The 22,780-nt window shown below is 72.3% G+C and carries 20 protein-coding genes; 1 reads left to right on the top strand and 19 read right to left on the bottom strand.

Features of this window, described 5'->3' with window-relative positions:
• Nucleotides 1–188: 188 nt before the first annotated feature.
• Complete coding sequence (locus tag V5P93_RS09745; RefSeq protein WP_245931822.1) at nt 189–1,409, top strand: tetratricopeptide repeat protein; 1,221 nt, start codon at nt 189–191, stop codon at nt 1,407–1,409.
• Here V5P93_RS09745 and V5P93_RS09740 read toward each other — a convergent pair.
• From V5P93_RS09740 to V5P93_RS09650, 19 genes are all read right to left on the bottom strand, one after another.
• Nucleotides 1,388–2,125, bottom strand: a complete 738-nt coding sequence (locus V5P93_RS09740) for a pseudouridine synthase (protein ID WP_104483608.1) — start codon at nt 2,123–2,125, stop codon at nt 1,388–1,390. The two genes, V5P93_RS09745 and V5P93_RS09740, sit on opposite strands and share 22 nt — an antisense overlap.
• Complete coding sequence (gene scpB / locus V5P93_RS09735) at nt 2,115–2,933, bottom strand: SMC-Scp complex subunit ScpB (RefSeq protein ID WP_104483607.1); 819 nt, start codon at nt 2,931–2,933, stop codon at nt 2,115–2,117. The genes V5P93_RS09740 and scpB overlap by 11 nt, the downstream gene beginning before the upstream one ends.
• A 392-nt stretch (nt 2,934–3,325) precedes the next feature.
• On the bottom strand, nt 3,326–4,150 hold the full coding sequence (locus V5P93_RS09730; protein ID WP_104483606.1) for a ScpA family protein: 825 nt from the start codon (nt 4,148–4,150) through the stop codon (nt 3,326–3,328).
• Nucleotides 4,147–4,464 (bottom strand): hypothetical protein, encoded by a 318-nt coding sequence (locus tag V5P93_RS09725; RefSeq protein ID WP_245931823.1) that lies wholly within the window; start codon nt 4,462–4,464, stop codon nt 4,147–4,149. Before V5P93_RS09725 ends, V5P93_RS09730 begins: the two co-directional genes overlap by 4 nt.
• Nucleotides 4,398–5,321: a ParA family protein gene (locus tag V5P93_RS09720; RefSeq protein ID WP_104483604.1), complete on the bottom strand. Its 924-nt coding sequence runs from the start codon at nt 5,319–5,321 to the stop codon at nt 4,398–4,400. The genes V5P93_RS09725 and V5P93_RS09720 overlap by 67 nt, the downstream gene beginning before the upstream one ends.
• 112 nt (nt 5,322–5,433) lie before the next feature.
• Nucleotides 5,434–5,748, bottom strand: a complete 315-nt coding sequence (locus tag V5P93_RS09715) for a helix-turn-helix transcriptional regulator (RefSeq protein WP_104483603.1) — start codon at nt 5,746–5,748, stop codon at nt 5,434–5,436.
• Nucleotides 5,749–5,835: 87 nt separating this feature from the next.
• Nucleotides 5,836–6,768, bottom strand: a complete 933-nt coding sequence (xerD, locus tag V5P93_RS09710) for a site-specific tyrosine recombinase XerD (protein ID WP_104483602.1) — start codon at nt 6,766–6,768, stop codon at nt 5,836–5,838.
• Between the two features lie 74 nt (nt 6,769–6,842).
• On the bottom strand, nt 6,843–7,457 hold the full coding sequence (locus V5P93_RS09705) for an NUDIX domain-containing protein (RefSeq protein WP_245931821.1): 615 nt from the start codon (nt 7,455–7,457) through the stop codon (nt 6,843–6,845).
• Nucleotides 7,454–9,151, bottom strand: a complete 1,698-nt coding sequence (locus tag V5P93_RS09700; RefSeq protein WP_104483601.1) for a CTP synthase — start codon at nt 9,149–9,151, stop codon at nt 7,454–7,456. Before V5P93_RS09700 ends, V5P93_RS09705 begins: the two co-directional genes overlap by 4 nt.
• A 222-nt stretch (nt 9,152–9,373) precedes the next feature.
• Nucleotides 9,374–10,045, bottom strand: coding sequence for a hypothetical protein (locus V5P93_RS09695; protein WP_245931820.1), 672 nt, complete (start codon nt 10,043–10,045; stop codon nt 9,374–9,376).
• Nucleotides 10,046–11,081: 1,036 nt separating this feature from the next.
• Nucleotides 11,082–12,023 (bottom strand): copper transporter, encoded by a 942-nt coding sequence (locus tag V5P93_RS09690; RefSeq protein WP_104483600.1) that lies wholly within the window; start codon nt 12,021–12,023, stop codon nt 11,082–11,084.
• A complete protein-coding gene (gene steA, locus V5P93_RS09685; RefSeq protein ID WP_104483599.1) occupies nt 12,020–13,204 on the bottom strand; it encodes a putative cytokinetic ring protein SteA in 1,185 nt (394 codons plus the stop codon). The genes V5P93_RS09690 and steA overlap by 4 nt, the downstream gene beginning before the upstream one ends.
• A 499-nt stretch (nt 13,205–13,703) precedes the next feature.
• Nucleotides 13,704–14,891 (bottom strand): IS4 family transposase, encoded by a 1,188-nt coding sequence (locus V5P93_RS09680; protein ID WP_374065791.1) that lies wholly within the window; start codon nt 14,889–14,891, stop codon nt 13,704–13,706.
• A gap of 396 nt (nt 14,892–15,287) precedes the next feature.
• Nucleotides 15,288–17,066, bottom strand: coding sequence for a DNA repair protein RecN (recN, locus tag V5P93_RS09675; protein WP_245931830.1), 1,779 nt, complete (start codon nt 17,064–17,066; stop codon nt 15,288–15,290).
• Nucleotides 17,067–17,142: 76 nt separating this feature from the next.
• Nucleotides 17,143–18,024 carry an NAD kinase gene (locus V5P93_RS09670; protein WP_104483671.1) on the bottom strand — a complete coding sequence of 294 codons (882 nt, stop codon included), beginning with the start codon at nt 18,022–18,024 and terminating at the stop codon, nt 17,143–17,145.
• Entirely contained in the window at nt 18,021–18,827 is an 807-nt protein-coding gene (locus V5P93_RS09665; RefSeq protein WP_104483670.1) for a TlyA family RNA methyltransferase, read from the bottom strand. Before V5P93_RS09665 ends, V5P93_RS09670 begins: the two co-directional genes overlap by 4 nt.
• 4 nt (nt 18,828–18,831) lie before the next feature.
• Complete coding sequence (locus V5P93_RS09660) at nt 18,832–19,008, bottom strand: hypothetical protein (RefSeq protein WP_181043978.1); 177 nt, start codon at nt 19,006–19,008, stop codon at nt 18,832–18,834.
• Nucleotides 19,009–19,049: 41 nt separating this feature from the next.
• Nucleotides 19,050–20,039: an HAD-IIA family hydrolase gene (locus V5P93_RS09655; RefSeq protein ID WP_104483673.1), complete on the bottom strand. Its 990-nt coding sequence runs from the start codon at nt 20,037–20,039 to the stop codon at nt 19,050–19,052.
• Entirely contained in the window at nt 20,032–21,030 is a 999-nt protein-coding gene (locus tag V5P93_RS09650; RefSeq protein WP_245931829.1) for a hypothetical protein, read from the bottom strand. The genes V5P93_RS09655 and V5P93_RS09650 overlap by 8 nt, the downstream gene beginning before the upstream one ends.
• Between the last annotated feature and the right edge of the window lie 1,750 nt (nt 21,031–22,780).

The following is a 22,780-nucleotide window of genomic DNA, read 5'->3' as shown; positions in this document are numbered from 1 at the left end:
GGGGTTGGTCAGCCTGTGCGGCGGCTTCCCACTGGCCCTGGGGATTACCGCCGCCCGCGCCGCTGCGGGACAGCGTCGCCGAACTGCGCGCCCTCGGCCTGGCCGCCTTGGACTCCGAGGCGCCCAACTCGGGCCTGTCCACGGTGCTGTCCTAGTCTCTGCACCGCCTCACCGATCGCAGGCGGCTGGTGTTCGCGCTGTTGGGGATAGCCCCGGGTTCGGACACCGGCACGGCCGCCGTCGCCCGCCTGACCGGCTTACCCGAGCGGGAAGCGCGCGCGGCACTGCGCGCCCTGACCGAGGTGTCGTTGGTCAACCGCGTCCCCGGCAACCGCCACGGGATGCACGACCTGATCCGCGCCTACGCCATGACCATCGCCGACGACCTCCCGGCGGACATCCGCGACGCCGCGGTGCGGAGAGTCGTCGACTTCTACACCCACACCGCGCACGCCGCCGCCCTGCGCCTGGATCCCCACCACGACCTCCCGCGCCCGGATCCACCCGTGCCCGGCGCCGACCCCCAGCCGGTGCCCGACGCCGCGGCCGCCTGGGCCTGGTTCGACGCCGAGTGCACCTGCCTGCTCGCGGCACAGCACACCGCGGCCACCCGCACCTGGTACCCCGCTGTCTGGCACCTCGCGTGGGGCCTCTACACCTACCAGTACCGGCGCGGGCACCGGCACGACCGGCTGGTCACGTGGCAGCTCGCCACCGACGCCGCCGCCCACCTGCCCGACCCGGCCGCCCCTCCGCGCGCCCACCGGTTCCTCGGGCTCGCCCACGCCGAACTGGGCGACCACGACGGCGCGATCGCCCACCTGCACCAGGCGCTCGCCTTGGCCGAGCAGCTCGGCGACGCCACCCAGCAGGCCCGCACGCAGCGGGCGCTCGCGCGGGCCTGGGGGCAGCGGGGGGACGACCAACGCGCGCTGGAGCACGCCGTCCACGCCCTGGGCCGGTACCGGAGCCTCGGTCAGCCGGGTTGGGTGGCCGACGCGCTCAACGCGGTCGGTTGGTGCGAGGACCGCTTGGGGCACTACGACGCGGGCGGCGAGCACTGCCGTGCGGCCCTCACCCTGTACCAGCGGCACGACAACCCGGACGGCGAAGCGGCAGCCCACGACAGCCTCGGGTGGATCGAGCACCACCGGGGCCACCACCACGAGGCCGTCGACCACTACCGCCGGGCCCTCGCGATGTTCCGGGACCTGGGCAACAGCCACGAGGTCGCCGACAGCCTCGACGGTCTCGGCCACCCGTACGCCGCGTTGGGGCGGCACGAGCAGTCGCGGACGGTGTGGCTCCAGGCGCTGGCCCTGTACCGGGAGCAAGGCCGCGGCGACGACGCCGACCGGGTGCTGCGGCAGCTCGACGAACTACCGCCTCAGAGCCCCACGGCCGAGTAGAGCCCCCCGACCTCCGGCCGGTTCAGCGCCCGCAGCGAGCCGGGGCGCTGGTTGCCCAGCCGCACGTCGGCGATCTGGGTGCGGACCAGGCTCAGCACCGGGTAGCCGACCTCGTCGAGCAGGCGGCGGACGATGTGCTTGCGGCCCTCGTGGATGATGACCTCCACCAGGGCCTTCCCGCCGTACGAGTCGACCAGGCGGAAGGAGTCCACGCGGGCCGGGCCGTCCTCCAACTCGACGCCCTGGCGCAGGCGCTTGCCCACGTCGCGGGCCACCGGGCCGGGGACCTCGGCCAGGTACGTCTTCATCACCTTGTACGACGGGTGCATCAGCCGGTGGGCCAGGTCGCCGTCGTTGGTGAACAGCAGCAGGCCCTCGGTCTCGGCGTCGAGCCTGCCGACGTGGAACAGGCGTTCGCCGCGGTCGCGCAGGTAGTCGCCGACGCAGGGGCGACCGCGGTCGTCCTCCATCGTGCTGTGCACGCCGCGCGGCTTGTTCAGCGCCAGGTACAGCCGGTCCTCGCGCACCACGACCCGCACGCCGTCGACGTGGATGACCACGTTCTCCGGGTCCACGCGCTTGCCCTGCTCGCGCACGACCTGGCCGTCGACGCTGACCCGGCCCTGGTCGATCAGGTCCTCGGCGGCCCGCCGCGAGGCGACCCCGGCGTTGGAGAGGACCTTCTGCAGCCGGATGCCCTCCGGGCTACTTGACATCGTCGATCGCATCCACTTCTGGCAGCAACGGCGCGATCGGTGGCAGGTCCTCCAGCGAGGCCAGCCCCAACCGCTCCAGGAACAACTCGGTCGTCCGGTACAGGATCCCACCTGTCTCCGGGTCGGTGCCGGTCTCCTCGATCAGCCCGCGCACCACGAGGGTGCGGATGACGCCGTCGACGTTGACCCCGCGCACCGCCGCCACCCGCGACCGGGTGACCGGTTGACGGTAGGCGATGACGGCCAGGGTCTCCAAAGCGGCCCGGGTCAGCTTGGCCCGCTGGCCGTCGAGCAGTAGCTTCTCCACCACGGGCGCGTACTTGTCGCGGGTGAAGAACCGCCACCCCTCCCCCACGCGCCGCAGGTCGATGCCGCTGCCCTGCTCGGTGTAGCGGGCGGAGATCCGCCGCAGCGCCTCACGCACCCGCCGGACCCCCTGGTCGACAGCGGTGGCCAGCACCTCCACCTCGGCAGGCGAGTCCACCACCAGCAGCAGCGACTCCAGCGCCGCGTCGAGGTCGGCGTCCTCGGTCAGGTCGGGGAACGCGGACGCGCCGACCGCGACGAGGTCACCCTCCGGTTCAGCACCCGACGCGGCCTCCTCGGCCCCGGCCGAGTCACCACTCGCTCCGGCCTCCGCAGCACCGCCGGCACCGTCCAGGTCGGCATCCGCCGCGACAGACACCGGGCCCCCAGCCTCGGCACCAGGATCCGCCGCCGAGCCATCGGCACCGTCCGCCGCGACAGTCGTCGGGTCCTCTGCCCCAGCGCCGTCGACCTCGGCACCAAGACCTGCCACGCCACTCATCGAGACACCAGCACCTACCGACTCGCCATCCACCAAGGCACTCCCCGGCTCAGCGCCCACCGGGTCCTCGGGCCCAGCGCTCGCGACACCACTCGCAGAGTCACCGGCACCGTCCGGCTCGGCATCCACCGACGCAGCGCTCGCCGCACCCCCAGCAGCCGCCGAGCTACCGCCGTCCGGCCCCGCGTCGACCACCGACCCGCCGGCGGCGTCCGCGCCCTGGTCACCCGTGTCCGCGGCCGGGGACGGCGCGGGCTCGCCCGCCGTCTCCGGTTCCGTCTGTTCCAGGTCCCCGGCCGCCATCGAGTTTCCCTCTCCGAGAAGTACGCAGTTCGCGATGCACCGCACACGATCGCAGACCGGCGAACCACCGCCCGGCCTGCCCCGGCAACTCAGCCGTAGTCCTCGTCGCCCGCGTCGACCGGCGCGGCGGCCACCTCCGACAGCGCGCCGCCCGTCCACTCCACGCGCAGCTCGCCCAGCGGTTCGGCCTGTTCGAACAGGACCGTCGCCTCCCGGTACAGCTCCAGCAGGGCCAGGAACCGGGCGACGACCTCGATCGTGTGCTCGCAGTCGGCGACCAGGTCGCCGAAGGTGGCCGTGCCCAGTTCCGCCAGCCGGGCCCGCAGGATGGCGGCCGTCTCGCGGACCGACACCCGGCCCATGTGCAGGTGGTCGATCGACACCGTCGGCGGCGGCTTGGGCCGGAACACGGCCGCCGCGATCTGGGCGAAGCGGGCCGGGTCGACGCCGAGCATGACCTCCGGCAGCAGCTCCTGGTACCGGTCCTCCAGCGCCACCGAGCGCGGGTAGCGCCGCAGCGCGCCCGCCTCCAGCTCGCCGAACAGCGCCGCCACCTGCTTGTACGCCCGGTACTGCAGCAACCGGGCGAAGAGCAGGTCGCGGGCCTCCAGCAGCGCCAGGTCCTCCTCGTCCTCCACGTCGCCCGCAGGCAGCAGCCGGGCCGCCTTCAGGTCCAGCAGGGTCGCGGCGACCACCAGGAACTCGGTGGTCTCGTCGAGGTCCCAGTCGTCGCCGAGGGACTTGATGTGCGCGATGAAATCGTCGGTGACCCGGTGCAGCGCCACCTCGGTGACGTCCATCTGGTGCTGCGAGATCAGCTGCAGCAGCAGGTCGAACGGGCCCTCGAAGTTCGACAGCCGCACGGTGAACCGGCTCGGGCCGCCCTCCGGGGCGGCGGTGTCGGCCACGGTCACGACGCGCCGTCCTGGCGCAGCCTGCGCACCAGGACGGAGTCGGCGCCGTGCTCGGCGAGGTCGGCCAGCACCACCGCGATGGCCTCGCGCACCACGCGGCCGCGGTCGACGGCCACGCCGAACCCGGCGCGCAGCGTCAGCCGGGCCTGCTCCAGGGCGAGCAGTTCCTCGTCCGACACGTAGACCGTGATCTTCGAGCTGTGCTTCTGGCGGGGCGTGCCGCGGGGGACCGGGTCGAACAGCTGGGTCACCTGGCGATCACCTCGCGGGCGAGCTGGCGGTAGGCCTTGGCCCCCGCCGAGCGCGGCGCCCAGGTGGTGATGGGCTCCCCGGCGACGGTGGTCTCCGGGAAGCGCACGGTCCGGTTGATCACGGTGTCGAACACGGTCTCCTTGAACGCCTCGACCACGCGCGCCATCACCTCGCGGGAGTGCAGGGTGCGCGGGTCGAACATGGTGGCCAGGATGCCGGTGATCTCCAGCTTGGGGTTGAGCCGGTCCCGGACCTTGTCGATGGTGTCGATGAGCAGCGCGACCCCGCGCAGGCTGAAGAACTCGCACTCCAGCGGGATCAGCACGCCGTCGGCGGCGGCCAGGGCGTTGACGGTGAGCAGGCCGAGCGAGGGCTGGCAGTCGACCAAGATGTAGTCGTAGTCGTCGAGCACCGGGCGCAGGGTGCGCAGCAGCGAGTGCTCGCGGCCGACCTCGGACACCAGCTGCACCTCGGCCGCGGACAGGTCGATGTTGCTGGGCAGCAGGTCCATGTTGTCGACGCAGGTGCGGATGACGACGTCGCGGATGCCGACCGAGCGCTCGATGAGCACGTTGTAGATGGTCTGGTCCAGCGTGTGCGCGGGGATGCCCAGGCCGACCGACAGCGCGCCCTGCGGGTCGAAGTCGACCAGCAGCACGCGGCGGCCGAACTCGGTCAGCGCGGCGCCGAGGTTTATCGTCGACGTGGTCTTGCCGACGCCGCCCTTCTGGTTGCACATCGCCAGCACGCGCGCGGGGCCGTGGTGCTCGATCAGCGAGGGCTCGGGGATGTGCCGCTTGGGCCGCCCGGTGGGGCCGAGGCCCTGGCCGTTGACCTCCTCGTGCGCCTCGTCGTCGTCACTGGCCGCGCGCGGCGCGATGCTCAGCTCGACCGCACCCCCGTGGGGAAGTGTCGACATGGCGATCTAGCTCCTTGTCGCCTGCGAACCTGTCAAGCGCAGACTAAGCGGGTCACGTTTGTCTACCAACGCGGCTCGCCGCAAACGCTTCGACCGAGAAAAACGCGGGGGACTAGTTGTCGACCCGGACCACGGCGCCGAGAACGGAGTCGAGCAGACCGGGAAATCGAAGGTCCAGGTCGACGCGGCGCAGCGAGAGCCAGCGCTGGTTGCCGTCGCGGCGGGTGTGCGTGACGCCCGCCTGTCGCAGCACCCGCAGGTGCTGCGACAGGGTCGACTTGGCCACCGACACGTCGAGGGTGCCGCACGACAGCTCACCCGCGTCGGCCAGCTGCGTGATCACCGCCAGCCGGGTCGGGTCGCTCAGGGCGTGCAGCACCTCCGGCAGCGCCAGCGCGTCGGCACCCGGTTCATCCAGCTCACCCATCACCCACCTCCGGGCGACCAGCGTAGGCGACAGTCGGTCGCCAAATCACTTGACTCGGGAGTTTTCCTCGCCTAAGGACCCGATTTTCTACCCCAAGGCCCTGGGATGGGCGGTGGCGTAGACCTCGCGGAGGGTCGTGACGGTGACGAGCGTGTAGATCTGGGTGGTGGTCACCGAGGCGTGGCCCAGCAGTTCCTGCACGACCCGCACGTCCGCGCCACCTTCGAGCAGGTGCGTGGCGAAGGAGTGCCGCAGCGTGTGCGGCGACACCGGGACCCGGATCCCTGCCTGCTCGGCGGCGACCTTCAGGACGTTCCACGCGCTCTGCCGCGACAGCCTGCCGCCGCGCACGTTGAGGAACACCGCGGGCGTGCCGCGGCCGTTCGCCGCGAGCGCGGGCCGCGCGCGCACCAGGTAGGCGTCGACGGCCGCCAACGCGGGTCGCCCGATCGGGACGAGCCGCTGCTTGCCGCCCTTGCCGTCGAGCAGCACGGTCCGCTCCACGACGTCGATGTCGTCGAGGTCGAGCCCGACGGCCTCGGAGATGCGGGCACCGGTCGAGTAGAGGACTTCCAGCAGCGCCCGGTCGCGCAGCGTCCCCGGGCCTTCCCCGAGCGGGGTTTCCAGCAGCTTGAGCACGTCGTCGACCGGCAGCGCCTTCGGCAGCCTGCGCGGCGGTGTCGGCGGTTTCACCGCGCGGGCCACGTCGTGCTCGGTCAGCCCTTCCCGGACGGCGAACCGGTGCAGCCCGCGCACCGCGACCAGGGCGCGCGCCGCCGACGACGCGGCCAGCGGCGGGTGGTCGGCGCTGCCTTCCCGCAGCACGGCGAGGAACGCCGACACGTGCCGCTCCCCCACCTCGGTGAGGTCCCCGACGCCCGCGGCGGCCAGGTGGTCGAGGTAGCGCCGCAGGTCCCGGGTGTAGCCGTCGAGGGTGTTGGGCGAGGTTCCCCGTTCCACCGCGAGGTGGTCCAGGTAGGTGCGCACCACGGCGTCGACACCGCCCCCGCTCCGGCCCATGCCCGGGAGCCTAGGGGATCACCACGACACCGGTGACCGGACACCGCGCGGGTCCCGGTCACCGGTGTCGCGGGTCAGCTCCTGCGGTCGGCGAAGGCCGTCGGCCTGCCCGGCCACGGTGCGTCGGCCGGGCGGACGGTCGCGTTCGCCGCGGCGGCCGCGGCCAGCACGCCCGCGACGGCGGCGGCGTTGACGATCTCCCCCGCCAGCGCCATGCGCACCGCCTCGGCCAGCGGGACCCGGCTGGTGGTCAGGTCCGCCTCCTCCTCGCCCATCTCCACGCGTTCCACAGTGGACAGGCCGGTGGCCAGGTAGACCCGGACGGCCTCGTCGGTGAACCCGGGCGAGACGGCGAGGTCGACCAGCACCGACCAGTGCTCGGCGGCCAACCCCACCTCCTCGACCAGCTCGCGGCGGGCCGCCTCCAGCGGGTCCTCGTCGGCGTGGTCGATCAGCCCGGCGGGCAGCTCCCACAGCCGCGCCCCCACCGGGTGCCGGTACTGGTGGATCAGCACGAGGGAGCCGTCTTCGTCGACCGCCGCGACGGCGACCGCGCCCAGGTGCTCGACGACCTCGCGGTCCGCCGTGCCGCCGCCGGGCATGCTGACCTCGTCGAGGCGCAGGGCCAGGATCCGGCCCACGTGGATGTCGCGGGTGGACACCACCTCGAAGCTGTGCCGCTCGGTCACGCCTGCACCGCCACGGGCTCGTCGAGCTCGACGGGCAGCCGCTCGGCGCGCAGGTAGTCCACGGCCGCGCGGACGAACCCGGCGAACAGCGGGTGCGGGCGGGTCGGCCTGCTCTTGAGCTCCGGGTGCGCCTGGGTGCCGACGAAGAACGGGTGCACGTCCGCGGGCAGCTCGACGAACTCGACGAGCCTGTTGTCCGGGGAGGTGCCGGAGAACACCACGCCCGCCTTGGTGAGCCGGTCGCGGTAGGCGTTGTTGACCTCGTAGCGGTGCCGGTGGCGCTCGGTGACGTGCCGGTCGCCGTAGACGCCCGCGACGACCGAGCCCGCGGCCAGGGTCGCCGGGTAGGAGCCCAGGCGCATGGTGCCGCCCATGTCGCGCTCGCCCGCGACCACGTCCTGCTGGTCGGCCATGGTGGAGATCACCGGGTCGACGGTGGTGTCGTCGAACTCGGCGGACCCCGCGCCGGTGATGCCCGCGAGGTTGCGCGCGGTCTCGATGACCATGCACTGCAGGCCCAGGCACAGCCCCAGCAGGGGGACGCGGTTCACCCGGGCGTGGGTGATGGCGCCGATCTTGCCCTCGATGCCGCGCACGCCGAACCCGCCGGGGACCAGCACACCGTCCACGCCGGACAGCGCGGCGGCCGCGGCGGACGGGGTCTCGCAGCTGTCCGACGGCACCCAGACGACCTCGACCTTGGCCTGGTTGGCGAACCCGCCCGCGCGCAGCGCCTCGGTGACCGACAGGTAGGCGTCGGGCAGGTCGACGTACTTGCCGACCAGCGCGATGCGCACCGTTTCCTTGGGGCTGTGCACCCGGTCCAGCAGCTTGCCCCACACCGTCCAGTCGACGTCGCGGAAGGGCAGGCCGAGCCTGCGCACCACGTAGGCGTCGAGGCCCTCGCCGTGCAGGACCTTGGGGATGTCGTAGATGGACGGCGCGTCCGGGGCGGCGACCACGGCCTCGGTGTCCACATCGCACATCAGCGCGATCTTGCGCTTGAGCCCGTCGGGGATCTCGCGATCGGCGCGGCAGACGATGGCGTCCGGCTGGATGCCGATGTTGCGCAGCGCGGCCACCGAGTGCTGGGTGGGCTTGGTCTTGAGCTCACCGGAGGGCGCCAGGTAGGGCACGAGCGAGACGTGCAGGAAGAACACGTTGTCGCGGCCCACGTCGTGGCGCACCTGGCGGGCGGCCTCCAGGAACGGCAGCGACTCGATGTCGCCGACGGTGCCGCCCACCTCGGTGATGACCACGTCCGGGGCCCGGCCGACGTCGTCCGGCTCGGCCATGGCCCGGATCCGGGCCTTGATCTCGTCGGTGATGTGCGGGATCACCTGGACGGTGTCGCCGAGGTACTCGCCGCGGCGCTCCTTGGCGATGACCGCGGAGTAGACCTGACCGGTCGTCACGTTCGCGCTACCGGACAGGCTCCGGTCCAGGAAGCGCTCGTAGTGGCCGATGTCGAGGTCGGTTTCGGCGCCGTCCTCGGTCACGAAGACCTCGCCGTGCTGGAACGGGTTCATCGTCCCGGGGTCGACGTTGAGGTACGGGTCCAACTTCTGCATCGTGACCCGCAGGCCACGGGCTGTGAGGAGCTGGCCAAGACTGGAGGCGGTGAGCCCCTTGCCCAGAGAGGAGGCGACCCCTCCGGTGACGAAGACGTGCTTGGTCGTCCGAGCGTGCTGCACCAACGAGTCTCCCGTGGTCGAAAATCGCGCTGTCGGCGGCGGAAACACCGCACCGGTCCACGGGGTTCCATCCTAACACCAGACCCGGGCGGGCGAACCCGCCCCGCCCCCGGCGCGCGGCCCCGCCGTGTCAGGTCGCGGACACGGCGGGGCCGGTGAATCACTACCGGGTCACGGCGCCGTCACCGACGGGTCACCTCGGTACCGGGTGTGGCCGTGCGGTCACGGCGTGGGCGAGCAGGCCGTCGAGCCCACGACGACCTCGCCGGTGATGCCCGAGGCGGGCAGGAAGCGGATGTGGGCGATGTTGAGGGTGATGCTGCCGTCGTTCGGCTCGGGGAAGTCCACCTCGTTAAAGGTGATCGTGGCGAGGCTGACGCCGACCAGGCTCTTGAGCTGCACGACGTAGTCGTTCGGCAGCGGGTTGGGCAGCGTGCCGACGCCGGAGATGTTGGCGAAGGACCACCCGGCCGTGGTGCCGTCGTTGTCGGCGGTGCAGGTGGCCCGGTAGGCGCCGATCTTGACCCGCGGACCGCCGAGCAGGACCAGGGCGGACAGCTCGAAGGAGGAGCCGTTGGTCTCCGACTTGGTCCGGGTGAGACTCTGCTGCGGGTCAATGACCGTGGTGGTGCACTTCGACTGGGCCGCACCGAAGCGGACACCGTTCGCCGAGATCAGGTTCGAGCTGGCCGAGGTGGGTCCCTCGACGCGGCACTGCGCGATCGGCGCGATGGTCACCGGACCGCCGCTGTTGTAGCTGGCCGACCCCGCGTTCGCGAGCCCGGCGGACGTGAGCGCGAGCGCGGGCGTGGCCCCCGCGACGAGCGCCACCGCCGCCGTGACGGCGGAGACCGCCGTGGTGAGCGCGACCCGAGATCTCTTGTAGTGGCCCATCTTCACTCCCTTTGCCTCCCAGGCGGAAACGGACTTCCACCACGGGCGACATCGGTTCCGACGGTCCGAAAATGAGCAAGCACCACCCCCGCCCACCTGACCGTGCAGCAGTTTCCCCCATCCGTGGCAACACACCCCGACAGAGGGCTACCCCATCACCCGAACGACGGTCGCTGGACCCCCGCACGCCACACTCTCGGTAACGCGAAAGGGTTTCGCCCCACCCGCACCTCGCTGCGGCGCGGAAACCACCCCGGAACCACATCGCCCCAACGCCCCCAAGGGGTCCCCCGCCAAGGGGAACCCCTTGTTTTGATCCTATTCGAGGATGGCGGGCAGATGGCGGGCCAAGACCGCTCCTGTGGACAACTTCGACATATGTGGAGCGATAGCGAAACCGCGCCCTAGAGCAAGATCGAAAAGGGTGAGCGACAGGGTGGGGCGAAGAGCCGCATGGCCGGCCGACACCAGCGGACTGCCGCGCGGCGAACCGAACCAGCATGAGGGGAACGGCGGCCAGTTGGTCACCAACCAGGCCTACAGACCGAGAGCGGCGGCGGGCAACGGCGTAGCCGAACGCGCCCCGCGGACTCGGTCGCGTCGGCCAACCGGAAGGCCTCAACCGAAGAGGCGAGCCGTCAACGGGCGCAGCCGGGCGGCCCCATGCCCAACGGACCGGAGCGGTAGTCGGCCAAGCAGCGGAACGCCGCGACGCCACTGGGAGCGGCGGAGTCGGCTAGGCAGCAAACCGCGGGCGGTCCGATGCCGGTCGGCGAGCGGGCGAGCAGTCGAACGCAACCGGCGGCGTCCGGCCGGACGGCGAGGCCGGGGACGGCGGCCGATGCCGGCGACCCCAGGGCAGCAGCGGGCGTGGCGACAAACCCTGGAGCGAGAGCGGACGCCGGACCGCGTCGATGTCGGCAACGCACGACCGGCACCGCGTCCACCTCCACGGCAGGCAGCACCGCCGCCAACACGCCGCCCTCGACGACCCGGCCCAGCGCGAAGTCCGTGAACCCCCAGCGGAACGAGAGCGTCAGCCGGTGGGTGGGCCGGGGGCGGCGGCCTGGGCGTTGCCGCCGCTGCCGTAGCGACCCGACTTCTCCGCCAACTGCTCCGCCAACGCCAACACCGCGACCACCCGACCGGCGGGCACGTCCACATTGTCCACAGTGGACAAAATAGCGGTCGCGGCCGTGTCGGCCCGGACCACGCCCACCGCCCCCGTACCCGCCGCCGACCCGGCGCCGCCCGCGAGCACGGTGCCCGCGCCCGAGCGGTCGACCTGGGTGGCGAAGCGGGCGATGGTGGCGGCCTGGTCGCCCGCGCCCTGACCGGTGCTGGCGCCGCCGGTCAGCACGACGGCCAGCTGGGCGGGTTTGAGGTCCGCGCCCACCTTGACGAAACCGCCCTCGGACAGGCCCGCGAGCGCGGCGGCGGACTCCTCCGGCGAGACCTGGGGCTTGTTGTCCGCCTTGGAGATCAGCAGGATCGGGCCGAGCAGGCCGCCCGCGAGGGTGCCCGGGTCGGTCGCCATCGGCAGCTGCACGCCCGCGGGCAGCAGCCGGGTGACGATGTCCTTGAGCTGGTCGGCGCGGGAGTTGTCGACGAAGGCGTCGGTGAGCTGCAACTCACCGGTGACCGACGCGCCCGCGGCGCCAATCACGCCCTTGACCGCGTCGCGGTCGGCGGGTCGGGCGTCGGCGGTGGTGATCAGCACGACGGTCCGCTTGTCCAGCACACCGCGCACCGCGAGCGGGCCGACGGTGGCCGCGAACGCGTCGGCGTCGCCGAGGCGGGCGGTGAGCGCGTTGCGCTCGGTCTCCAGGGAGGTGACCTGGGTGCCGAGGTCGGTGTTCTCGTCGTTGAGCCCCGAGAGCAGCGACCGGCTCAGCGTCGTCGAACCGAGCACGACCCCGACGGCCAGCGCGAGGAACACCGCGGCGATCGAGATGATGTGGTAGCGCAAGGAGATCACGAGAAGAGTCCCCCGATCCAGGAAACGCAGGCGCGCCAGGCGTCGGCGACCCACGAGCCGTAGGCGTCGCCGACGCCGGAGACCGCGACGGCGGCGGAGATGGTGACGGCGGCGGCCAGCACGAGCAGCACGACGGCCGACGCGGAGACCCGGCTGCGGTGCAGCGTCGCGACCGCCTTGCCGTCGACGAGCTTGCTGCCCAGCTTCAGCCGGGTGAGGAAGGTGGACGGGTTGGACCCGGAGCGGCCGCGGTCGAGGAACTCGCGCAACGTGGCCTGGAACCCGACGGTGACCACCAGGCTCGGTTCGTGCGAGTCGGCCAGCAGCAGCGCCAGGTCCTCGGAGTTCCCGGTCGACGCGAAGGTGACCGCGGTGATCCCCAGGTCCTGCACCCGCCCCAGGCCCGGGGCGTGGCCGTCGCCGTGCGCGGGCACCACGACCTGGGCGCCGCCGCGCAGGGTCTCGGTGGAGATGCCGTCGGGGTCGCCGACGATCACATCCGGCCGGTGCCCGGCGTCGCGCAGCGCGTCCGCGCCGGTGTCGACGCCGATGAGCACGGGCCGGTGCTCGCCGATGTAGTGGCGCAGCCTGCGCAGGTCGTCCACGTGGTCGGCACCGGGCGCCACGACCAGGACCTGCCTGCCGCGGATCGGCACCCCCAACTCCGGCACCCCGACCCCGTCGAGGACCATCGTGCGCTCGCGGCGCAGGAACTCGATGGTGTTGGCGGAGAACGCCTCCAGCTGCGCGGACATCCCCGCCTTGGCCTCGATGATCTGGTCGGCCACCGACTCCGGCGTCTGCTTGCTGCCCTTGGCGACCTCCTTGTCGCCGATGAACACCGACCCCTCGTGCAGCCGCACCCGGCTGCCGTCCTTGATCGCCCGCAGCGCCTCCTGCCCGACCCCGTCGATCAGCGGGATGCCGGAGTTGACCAGGATCTCCGGCCCCAGGTTCGGGAACCGCCCCGAAATCGACGGTGACGCGTTGACCACCCCCGCCACCCCCGCCTGCACGAGCGCGTACGCGGTGGCCCGGTCGAGGTCGAGTTGGTCGAGCACCGCGACGTCGCCGTGCGAGACCCGGCGCAGCAGGTCCGGGGTCCGCCGGTCGACCCGGGCGATCCCGGTGGTCCCGGGCTGCGGCGGCTGTGATCGGCTGAGCAAACCGGGGAGCTTCATGCGCCCGATAGTGACAAACCGACGAGCGCTAGTCCGTTTGCCACGCCGTGTTGGACCAAATGGCCCAATATCGATCTTGGGTCACGCCTCGGTCACGGCCCCCCACATACCCTGGAGTTGTCCACAGGCCAGCAGTAACGATTCCACCCGCTGGTCAACCCGCGATAGAATGGAAAATAGGGGTTCCCCTATTGCGGGGGACCCCTCGCGGGCGTTCGAGCGGCGGGCCGCGAGGCGAGGCAGGAGCCGCGCGGCGGGGCTAGGCGCAATGCCGGTCGGTTAGGTGGTTTCGGCTGGTCGGCGGCGGTGTCGGGTCGTGCTGGGCGGGGTGAGGGTGATGTTCGAGTGAGGTGGTCGGCTGTTTCGGAGTTGTTGTCGGTGTCGTGCGCGTTTGACCGGGAAGTTGCTCATTTTCCGTTTGATCACCCGCGGGTAGCTCCGGTGGCGGCGTTCCGGGTTGATCTCGCTGCCGACCTCGATCAGCAACATCCGATAGTGGTCATCGCTGTGCGTGAGGGGGGAAAGATCCCGGCGCCCAGATACGGGACCGGATGACGCGTACCGTGTTTTTGTGTGAGATCCGATCAGGATCGAGCTTCGCGTGATCGGCGGCGTCGACCTGCACACACATCGTGGCGTAGTGCACCGCCAGATGCGCCCAGAACTCCTGCCGTACCCCGTCAGGTGATTTCGACCGGAAGATCTTCTCGGTATTGAGTTGGACACTCTTGATCTGTTTGAGGAAGCCCTCGATGTCCCACCGTTCGTGATAGAGCGCGGCCAGTTCCTTCGCGGGCGCCAGAAGCGGGTCCAGGATCGTGGTCACCAACCGATACACCTCCTCCGTCCACGGCAATCGGTACTCGATCAGCCGTAGCCGGAAAGATGGTTGGCCCGAACTCCTCGGCGGGGTGATCTCGGCGATACAGGAACCGTCCGATAGTCTCTCCACCGGCCGTGGGGCGAGGTTCGCGGTCACTCTCCACAGCAGGTCGGCGCCGGTATCCACGGCCTTGGCCCAGCGACGGGACGAGTAGATGTGCCGGTCGGCCAACACCAGCATGCCCGGCCGCAATGAAGAGAACATCTCCTCGATCAACATCGTTTCCGCGGCGGCATAGCCATCCATCCGGGCATCGAATACCGCGTGGGTTCCCAACTCGACCACACACGCCGCTTGAATCTGAGGATACGCCGTCTTTCCCTCGCCGCGCCCTGAACCGGGTCGCCCGAACTCGCGATCGTTCTCCTCGGTATCCGGCACCGTGAACGTCGTCCCGTCAACCGCCGTCAACAACCAATCCCCATACCACGCGCCTATCGTCTCCCGGCACGCTCTCGGTCGTATCACCGCCCGCACCGCGGTCTCCATCGGCTCCGAACCCAGACGACGACGAGCATCACCGATCGAACCGGTCGTCGGTACCCGATAGCCCTGCCCTCCACGACCGAACGCCGACATGAGAATCTTCATCGTCGACCGGTACGACTCATTCGGGAAAAGACACAAAGCAAGCGTGAAATAGAAGACCAACCGAGCAGGCAATGCGCGGGTCCGCTGTTCCCGACGCCAATACTGGTCAATGACCCGATCGACCAACTCCACCGGAAACGTCCGAGTCAGCACACCAACCGCAGCCCGGTCGGCCAGACCGCCGCCCTCGCGCACACCCAACCCAAGATCCACCACCGCAGGCTACAGCCCCGCCATGACCTAACCGACCGGCATTGGGGCTAGGCGATGGAGATGACGGCGACAGGCAGTCCCGCCCACGCCGGAACGCGAGGGCGGCTCGGTGCCTGCCCGCAGCGCCGATGCGCCGGTGGTGCCGTGGGCTCCCGGATCCAGGTCCTCGAGGGCGTCATCAGCGATCGTCGGGTCGCCACCGCCGAGGCCACACCGGCGGTCACGGCCTCGCCCGCGCCGTGCACCCCGCCACCGCACCTGCCCGGGGCGACCGCGACACGCTCACTCGCCGACATCCAGGCGGCGGGCCACAGGTCGGAGCGGGACGCGTCGCGGCAGCAAGCGGACGTCCTCGCGCCGAGGACCCCGCAGCGGGAGCCCGAGAGTCCGGGACGGTCAGCGCTTCTTGCGCTTGGGGCGGGGTTTGCCGGTCAGGTCCCAGTCGTGTTTTTCGTTCTCGGCCAGGGCGAGGAGTTCCTCCGCGTGCGCGCGGCCTGTCTCCGTGGACTCCATGCCCGCGAGCATCCGGGCCAGTTCGACGACCCGCTGGGTTTCGTCGAGGGTGCGGACGTCCGAGCGGGTCACACCGCCGTGCATGCCCTTGTCGACGATGAGGTGGCGGTCCGCGAAGGCGGCCACCTGGGCCAGGTGGGTCACCACGATGACCTGGTGGCTGCGGGCCAGCCGGGCCAGCCTGCGGCCGATCTCGACCGCCGCCCGACCACCCACGCCCGCGTCCACCTCGTCGAACACCAGGGTCGGCACCGGGTCCGAGTGGGCCAGCACGACCTCGATGGCCAGCATCACCCGCGACAGCTCACCACCGGACGCGCCCTTGTGCACCGGCAGCGGCTGCGCGCCGTCGTGCGCGACCAGCAGCAGTTCCACGTCGTCGACGCCGTCGGCGCCCGCGTGCAGCGACGCGCCCGCGACCGCGAGGGCCAGCGGGTCGCCGTCCTCCGCCGGGCGCGGCCGGACGCTGATCTGCACGCTCGACTGGCCCATCGCCAGGCCGCCGAGTTCGTCGGTGACCGCCTTGGCCAGCTCGTCGGCCGCCTCGGCGCGGGCCGCGGTCAGCCGGGCGGCGATCTCGCCGAGCCGCGCGGCCAACTCCGCCTTGCGCGCGGCCAGCTCGCCGAGGGCCTCCTCGGAGGTGTCCAGGCCGATCAGCTTGTCCGCGGCCTCGCGCGCCCACGCCAGCACACCGTCCACGTCGGCGGCGTACTTGCGGGTCAGCGACTTCAGCTCGGCCTGCCGGGCCAGCACCCGCTCCAGGGCGGCCGGGTCGGCGTCGAGGGCGTCGAGGTACGCGGTCAGCTCGGCGCCCACGTCGGTGAGCAGCACGGCGGCCTCGGTGAGCCGGGACTCCAGGTCGCGCAGCCGCGGGTCGTCCGCGCCGCCCACCCGGCGCTGCGCCTCGCCGATCAGGCCGAGCGCGCCGGGGGCGTCCGGGTCGCCGTCGGGGGAACCGGAGACCGCGTAGGCCGCCGCGGTGGCGGCCTCGCGCAGCTGGTCGGCGTCGGCGAGCCTGCGGGCCCGCTCGACCAGCTCGGTGTCCTCGCCGGGCTGCGGGTCGGCCCCGCTGATCTCCTCCAGTCCCAGCCGCAGGATGTCGGCCTCGCGGGCCATCTCCTTGGCGCGGCGGGTGCGGTCGTCGAGCTCGGCGGACACCGCCAGCCACTCGGCGCGGACCTCGCGGTACTCGGCGAGTACGCCCGTGACCGCGCCACCGGCGAACCGGTCGATCACCGCGCGCTGCTCGGCGGGCCGCAGCAGCCGGAGCTGGTCGTTCTGGCCGTGCACCGCGATCAGCTGCTCGGCGAGGTCCGACAGCACCCCGACGGGCACCGACCGGCCGCCGACGTGCGCGCGGGAGCGGCCGTCGGTGCTGACGCTGCGCAGCGTGATCAGCGAGCCGTCGTCCTCCGGCTCGGCGCCCGCGTCGGTGGCCACCCGGGCCGCCGGGGACCCGTCCAGGCCCTCGAACCGGCCCTCGACCACGGCCTTGGACTTACCGCTGCGGACCCGCGACGCCTCGCCCCTGCCACCGGACAGCAGGTGCAGTCCGGTGACGACCATCGTCTTGCCCGCACCGGTCTCCCCGGTCACCACGGTGAAGCCGCGGTGGAGCTCGAGCGTGGCCTCGTCGATGACGCCGAGGTCCTGGATGCGCATCTCGGCTAGCACAGGGCGCACCCTAGCGTCTCGCGCCGACCACGGTCAGCGCCCGTCCACAGGTTCGACTTGTTGATCACCGGGACCGCCAGCCGTGCACGGGCAGGGCGAACTTGTCCACCAAACGGTCGGTGAACGGGTCGTCACGCAGCCGGGCCAGCTTGATCGGCAGCCTGCCGCCGCGCACCTCGACCCGCGCGCCGGGCGGGACCTCGAAGGTGCGCCTGCCGTCGCAGCACAGCACCCCGGACTGCCCGTCGGTGTCGATCGACACCCCGACGACCGAGCGCGGCGACACGACCAGCGGCCGGGAGAACATGGCGTGCGCGTTGCTCGGCACCACCAGCATGGCCTGCACGTCCGGCCACACGATCGGCCCGCCCGCCGAGTACGCGTACGCGGTCGACCCCGTGGGTGTGGCGCACAGCACACCGTCGCAGCCGAACGACGACACCGGCCGCCGGTCGACGTCGATGGTCACGTCCAGGATCCGCTCGCGGCTGCTCTTCTCCAGACTGGCCTCGTTGAGCGCCCAGGTGTCGGCGATGACCTCGCCGGCGAGCGTGGCGGTGACGTCGATGGTCATCCGGTCCTCGACCAGGTACCCCTGCTCGACCACCAGCTCCACGGCCTCGGCCAGCGCGTCGGACTCGGCTTCCGCGAGGAACCCGACCCGACCCAGGTTGACGCCCAGCACCGGCACCCCGGCGGGCCGGGCCAGTTCGGCGGCGCGCAGCAGGGTGCCGTCGCCACCGAGCACGAACACCAGCTCGGTGCCCTCGGCGGCGGTCGGGCCCAGCGGCACCACCCCGGCGTAGCAGGACGGGTCGAGGTCGGGCGCCTCCTCGTCGACCACGCGCAACCGCACCCCGGCGGCGGCGAACCAGGTGGCCACCTTCTCCGCCACCCGCCGGTTGTCCGCCCGGCCGGTGTGCACGACCAGCAGGATCTCCCTCATCGCGGCCCCTCCTCGACGGCGCGCCGGACCAGCGCCGCGGCCTCGTCCTCCGGCAGCGCGGAGCCGCGCCGCAACCACGCGAAGTACTCGACGTTGCCGGACGGGCCGGGCAACGGGCTGGCCACCACGCCGTGCGTGCGCAGCCCAAGCTCACCGGCGGCGCGCAGCAGCCGGGTGACGACCTCGGCGCGCAGCTCGGGGTCGCGCACGACACCGCCCGCGCCGAGCCGTTCCTTGCCGACCTCGAACTGCGGTTTGACCATGGGCAGCAGGTCGGCTTCCGGACCGGCGCACGCGGCCAGGGCGGGCAGCACCAGGCGCAGCGAGATGAACGACAGGTCGGCGACCACCAGGTCGACGGGACCGCCGATGTCCTCGGGGGTCAGCGACCGCACGTTGGTCTTGTCGAGGACGGTGACGCGGTCGTCGTTCTGCAGCCGCCACACGAGCTGGCCGCGCCCGACGTCGGCGGCGACGACCCCGGTGGCGCCGCGGCGCAGCAGGACGTCGGTGAAGCCGCCGGTCGAGGCACCCGCGTCGAGGCAGCGCTTGCCGTCGACGGGGACGTCGAAGGCGTCGAGGGCGCCGATGAGCTTGTGCGCGCCGCGCGAGGCCCAGCCGGGGTCGTCGACGAGGTCCTTGACCACGACCGGGGCGTCGGTCTCGACGCCCGTGGCCGGTTTGGTGGCGACCGTGCCGCGCACGGTGACCCGGCCCTCGGAGATCAGCTCGCTGGCGTGGTCGCGGGAGCGGGCCAGCCCCCGCCGGACCAGTTCGGCGTCCAGCCGCGCCCTGCGGGGCACCGGGTCACACCTTGTCGATGGTGGCCAGGGCGGCCGTCAGCGCGATGTGCACCGTGTCGAACCGCTCCACGTGCTCGGCAACGGGCAGGCCGTCGAGCCCTTCGAGCCCCGCGACGGCCGCGGCGATGGCCTCGTCCCGGGCGGGCTCCCGGGGCGGGCCGGGGACTGGGGTGACTTCCACCTGCACTCCTCCACGCTATCCGATGCGCCTGCCCGCGCGGATCACCGCGGGTCGGTGAGCCCGAGGGTTTCCATGGCGGGGTGGTCATCCCCGAGGTCGAGGGGCCCGTCGGCGGCCCAGCTCACCGCGCACAGGGCGCGCAGCAGGTCGAGCGGGTCGCCGTCACCGCTGACGCGCACCTTGCCGCCGTCCGCGCGGACGTCCCAGCCGGACTTGGGGCCGGGCCGCAGCGCGTCGGCGCCCTGGGTGACGGCGGTGATGTCGGCGGCGAGGTAGGTGGGCCTGCTCCCCGGCCCGGCGGTCAGCACGTCGTGGGGCGTGCAGACACCGGTGAGGACGAGCAGGGAGTCGAGGTCGGCGTTGGCCGCGCCCTCGATGTCGGTGTCGAGCCGATCACCGACGACGAGCGGCTTGACGGCCCCCGCGGACCGCACGGACTCCGCCATGAGCGGGGTCGCGGGCTTCCCGGCGACCACGGGCTCCCGGTCGGTGGCGACGCGCAGGGCGTGCACGAGCGCGCCGTTGCCGGGCAGGAGCCCGCGCTCCGCGGGCAGGGTCACGTCGACGTTGCAGGCCACCCAGAGGGCGCCGCCGCGGATCGCGACGGCGGCCTCGGCGAGGTCCCGCCAGGCCAGGTCCGGCGAAAGCCCCTGGACGACGGCCCGCGTGGTGGAAGTGGCCTCCCGCACGGGTTTCAGCCCGACCGCGGTGACCTCGGCGGCCAACGCGGCGGTCCCGAGTACCAGGACCTCGCTGCCCCCGTCGAGGCGCTCGGCGAGGACCGCGGCCCCGGCCTGCGCGCTCGTGCTGACCTCGGCCGGTTCCGCTGACACCCCGAGTTCGGTGAGGTGCGCGGCGACGTCACGGGGTGAGCGGGAGGCGTTGTTGGTCACGAACCGCACGGTCGTGCCGTGGTCCCGCGCGGCCTCCACGGCGCCCGCCGCCCCCTCGACGGCTTGCTTACCGCGGTAAACGGTGCCGTCGAGGTCGAGCAGGAGGGCGTCGTAGAGGTCGAGCAGCCGCTCACCCACGCGAACCGCCACCGTCCTCGGGGGACTTGTCGGTGGCAGCGGACCCGGCGGTTCCGGCCTCGGCGACCCGAGTGGACCCACCGGCGGACCGGTCGGACTCCGCGGTGGTCTGCGAGCCCTCTGCCACGGCGGATTCCTCGCGAGCCACGGCGGTCGGCGTGGGTTCGCCAGCGGACTGGTCGGCCCCAGCAGCCGTCTGGGCACCCTCGGTCGCGGCGGACTTGGCGGTTTCCTCGCCTGCCTCGGTGACCTGAGTGGACTCGCTCGCCGCAGCGCCGGCGGTCTTCTCCTCGGTGGTGCCTGCGAGCTCGGGTTCGGAGGTCTCGTCCGCGGCGGTGTCCTCGGTGGGCTCGTCGGCGTCGGTGTCCTCGTCGTCTTCGATCTCCAGGGTGTCGCCGGGGAGGGCGGCGGCGATCTCGGACTCGTCGGCGCCGAGTTCGAAGGCGCGCTCGGCGGCGTCGGTGTCCTCGTCGTCGTCGGCCTGGGCGGCGTTGAGGAACCAGGTGATGGCCTCCTCGGCGCGGCCCGCGGCGGCCAGGTTGTCGGCGTAGGCGTAGAACAGGCGCGCGCTCCACGGGTCGCGGCGCTTGGGGTCGAGGTCGGGGCCCTGCAGGCCGACGACGGCCGCGTCGAGCTGGCCCATGTCGCGGCGCGCGCCCGCGCTGACGATCCGCAGCTCCACCGAGACCTCGGGGGGCAGGTCGCGCCCCGCTTCCTTGGCCAGTTCCAGCGCCCGCTCCGGGCGGCCGAGGGCGCGCTCGCAGTCGGCCATCACGGCCACGTGCGCGTTGCCGCCGCTCATCCGCCGCACGGCCCGCAGCTCGGACAGCGCCTCGGCCCACTCACCCGCGTGGTAGGCGGTCAGCCCGGCGGCCTCGCGCACGACCGGCACCCGCGCCGCCCGCTCCCGCGCGTACCGCGCGTGCACCAGGGCCCGCTCCGGGTCCTCGTCGATCAGCATCCCGGCCGCGACCAGGTGGCGGCCGACCATTTCGGCCAGCGACTTGGGCAGGCTGCGCAGCCCGGCGCGGGCCTCGACGTCGAGGGCGGAGTAGTCGGCGCCCTCCGGAACCCGGGGGCCACCGCCCTCGTAGCGCTCCTCGCGGGTGTCCTCGTCCCGGTCGAACCGCCGAGGCCGCCGCTCACCGGCCGCGACCTCCGTGTACGCCCGCCGCTCCGACGGCTCGTCCGCGCTGGGACGGGCGTCGGGGGTCAGGTCGTCGTCTTCGGTGTCCCGGTCCGCGTCCCGGTCCGCAGCGCTGTCGTCGTCCTCGCGCTCGGTCTTGGCGCCCGCCAGCTGCTCCTCGACGCTGAAGTCGTCGTCGGTGTCGGCCTGGGTGTCCTCGACGGGGGCGTCCTCGCGGAACCGCCCACCGCGATCGGACGCCGCGAACGGCGAACGACGCTCACGCGACTCGTCGCGGTCGTCACCACGACCGGCCCCACCACGCTCGTCGCGGTCCGAACCCGGGCGGTCGCCGCGCCCAAAGGACCGATCCGACCGGAACCCGCCACGGTCGGAGCTGCCCCGGTCATCGCGGCTGAACCCACGGTCGGACTTGAAGCCACCCCGGTCCGAACCGCCCCGGTCGTCGCGGCTGGAGCCACGGTCGGACCGGAAACCACCCCGGTCGGAACCCGAACGGTCGTCGCGGTTGAAACCGCGGTCCGAGCGGTCGGACCTGTAGCCGCCACGGTCGGAAGCAGGCCGGTCAGAGCGGAACCCACCGCGATCCGAGCCACCCCGGTCATCACGACTGGGGCCGCGGTCCGAGCGGAAACCACCACGGTCGGACTTGAAACCACCGCGATCCGAACCGCCACGGTCGTCACGGTTGAACCCACGGTCGGACTTGAAGCCGCCCCGGTCCGAGCCACCCCGGTCATCGCGGTTGAACCCACGGTCGGACCGGAAACCACCCCGGTCGGAACCCGAACGGTCCGAACCGCCACGGTCCGAGCGGAAACCACCACGGTCCGAGCCCGAGCGATCAGACTTGAACCCACCCCGGTCCGACCCACCCCGGTCGTCACGGCTGGGGCCACGGTCGGACTTGAAGCCGCCTCGGTCCGAGCCAGCGCGATCGTCACGGTTGAACCCACGGTCCGAGCGGAAACCACCGCGATCGGAGCCCGAACGGTCCGACTTGAAACCACCGCGATCCGAACCGCTGCGGTCGTCGCGGTTGTAGCCACGATCGGACCTGAAGCCCCCACCGCCCGACCCAGGCCGGTCATCACGACCGCGGTCCGAGCGGAAGCCACCACGGTCCGAGCCCGGGCGATCGGACCTGAAACCACCGGAACCCGACCCAGACCGGTCATCGCGGCCGAAGCCGCGGTCGGATTTGAAACCACCGCGATCCGAGCCACCCCGGTCGTCACGATTGAACCCGCGATCCGACCGATCCGACTTGAAGCCGCCCCGGTCCGAACCGCCTCGGTCGTCGCGGCTGAAACCCCGGTCGGATTTGAAACCACCGCGATCCGAACCGCCCCGGTCATCACGGTTGGACCGGAAACCACCGCGGTCGGAGCCGCCGCGGTCCGAGCGGAAGCCGCCACGGTCGGAACCCGAACGGTCCGACTTGAAGCCGCCCCGGTCGGCGCCGGGTCGATCGGACTTGAACCCACCCCGGTCGGAGCTGGGTCGATCGGAACGGAACCCGCCGCGGTCACCTGACGAGCGGGAGTCGCGGTCGCCGCCGCGGAAGCCGCCACCCGAGGGGCGGTCGTCACGG

This window comes from Actinokineospora auranticolor (assembly GCF_041897805.1).
Lineage (GTDB): Bacteria > Actinomycetota > Actinomycetes > Mycobacteriales > Pseudonocardiaceae > Actinokineospora > Actinokineospora auranticolor.
Note: the sequence above shows the minus strand (reverse complement) of the source record. Positions and strands in the feature narration are given on the sequence as shown.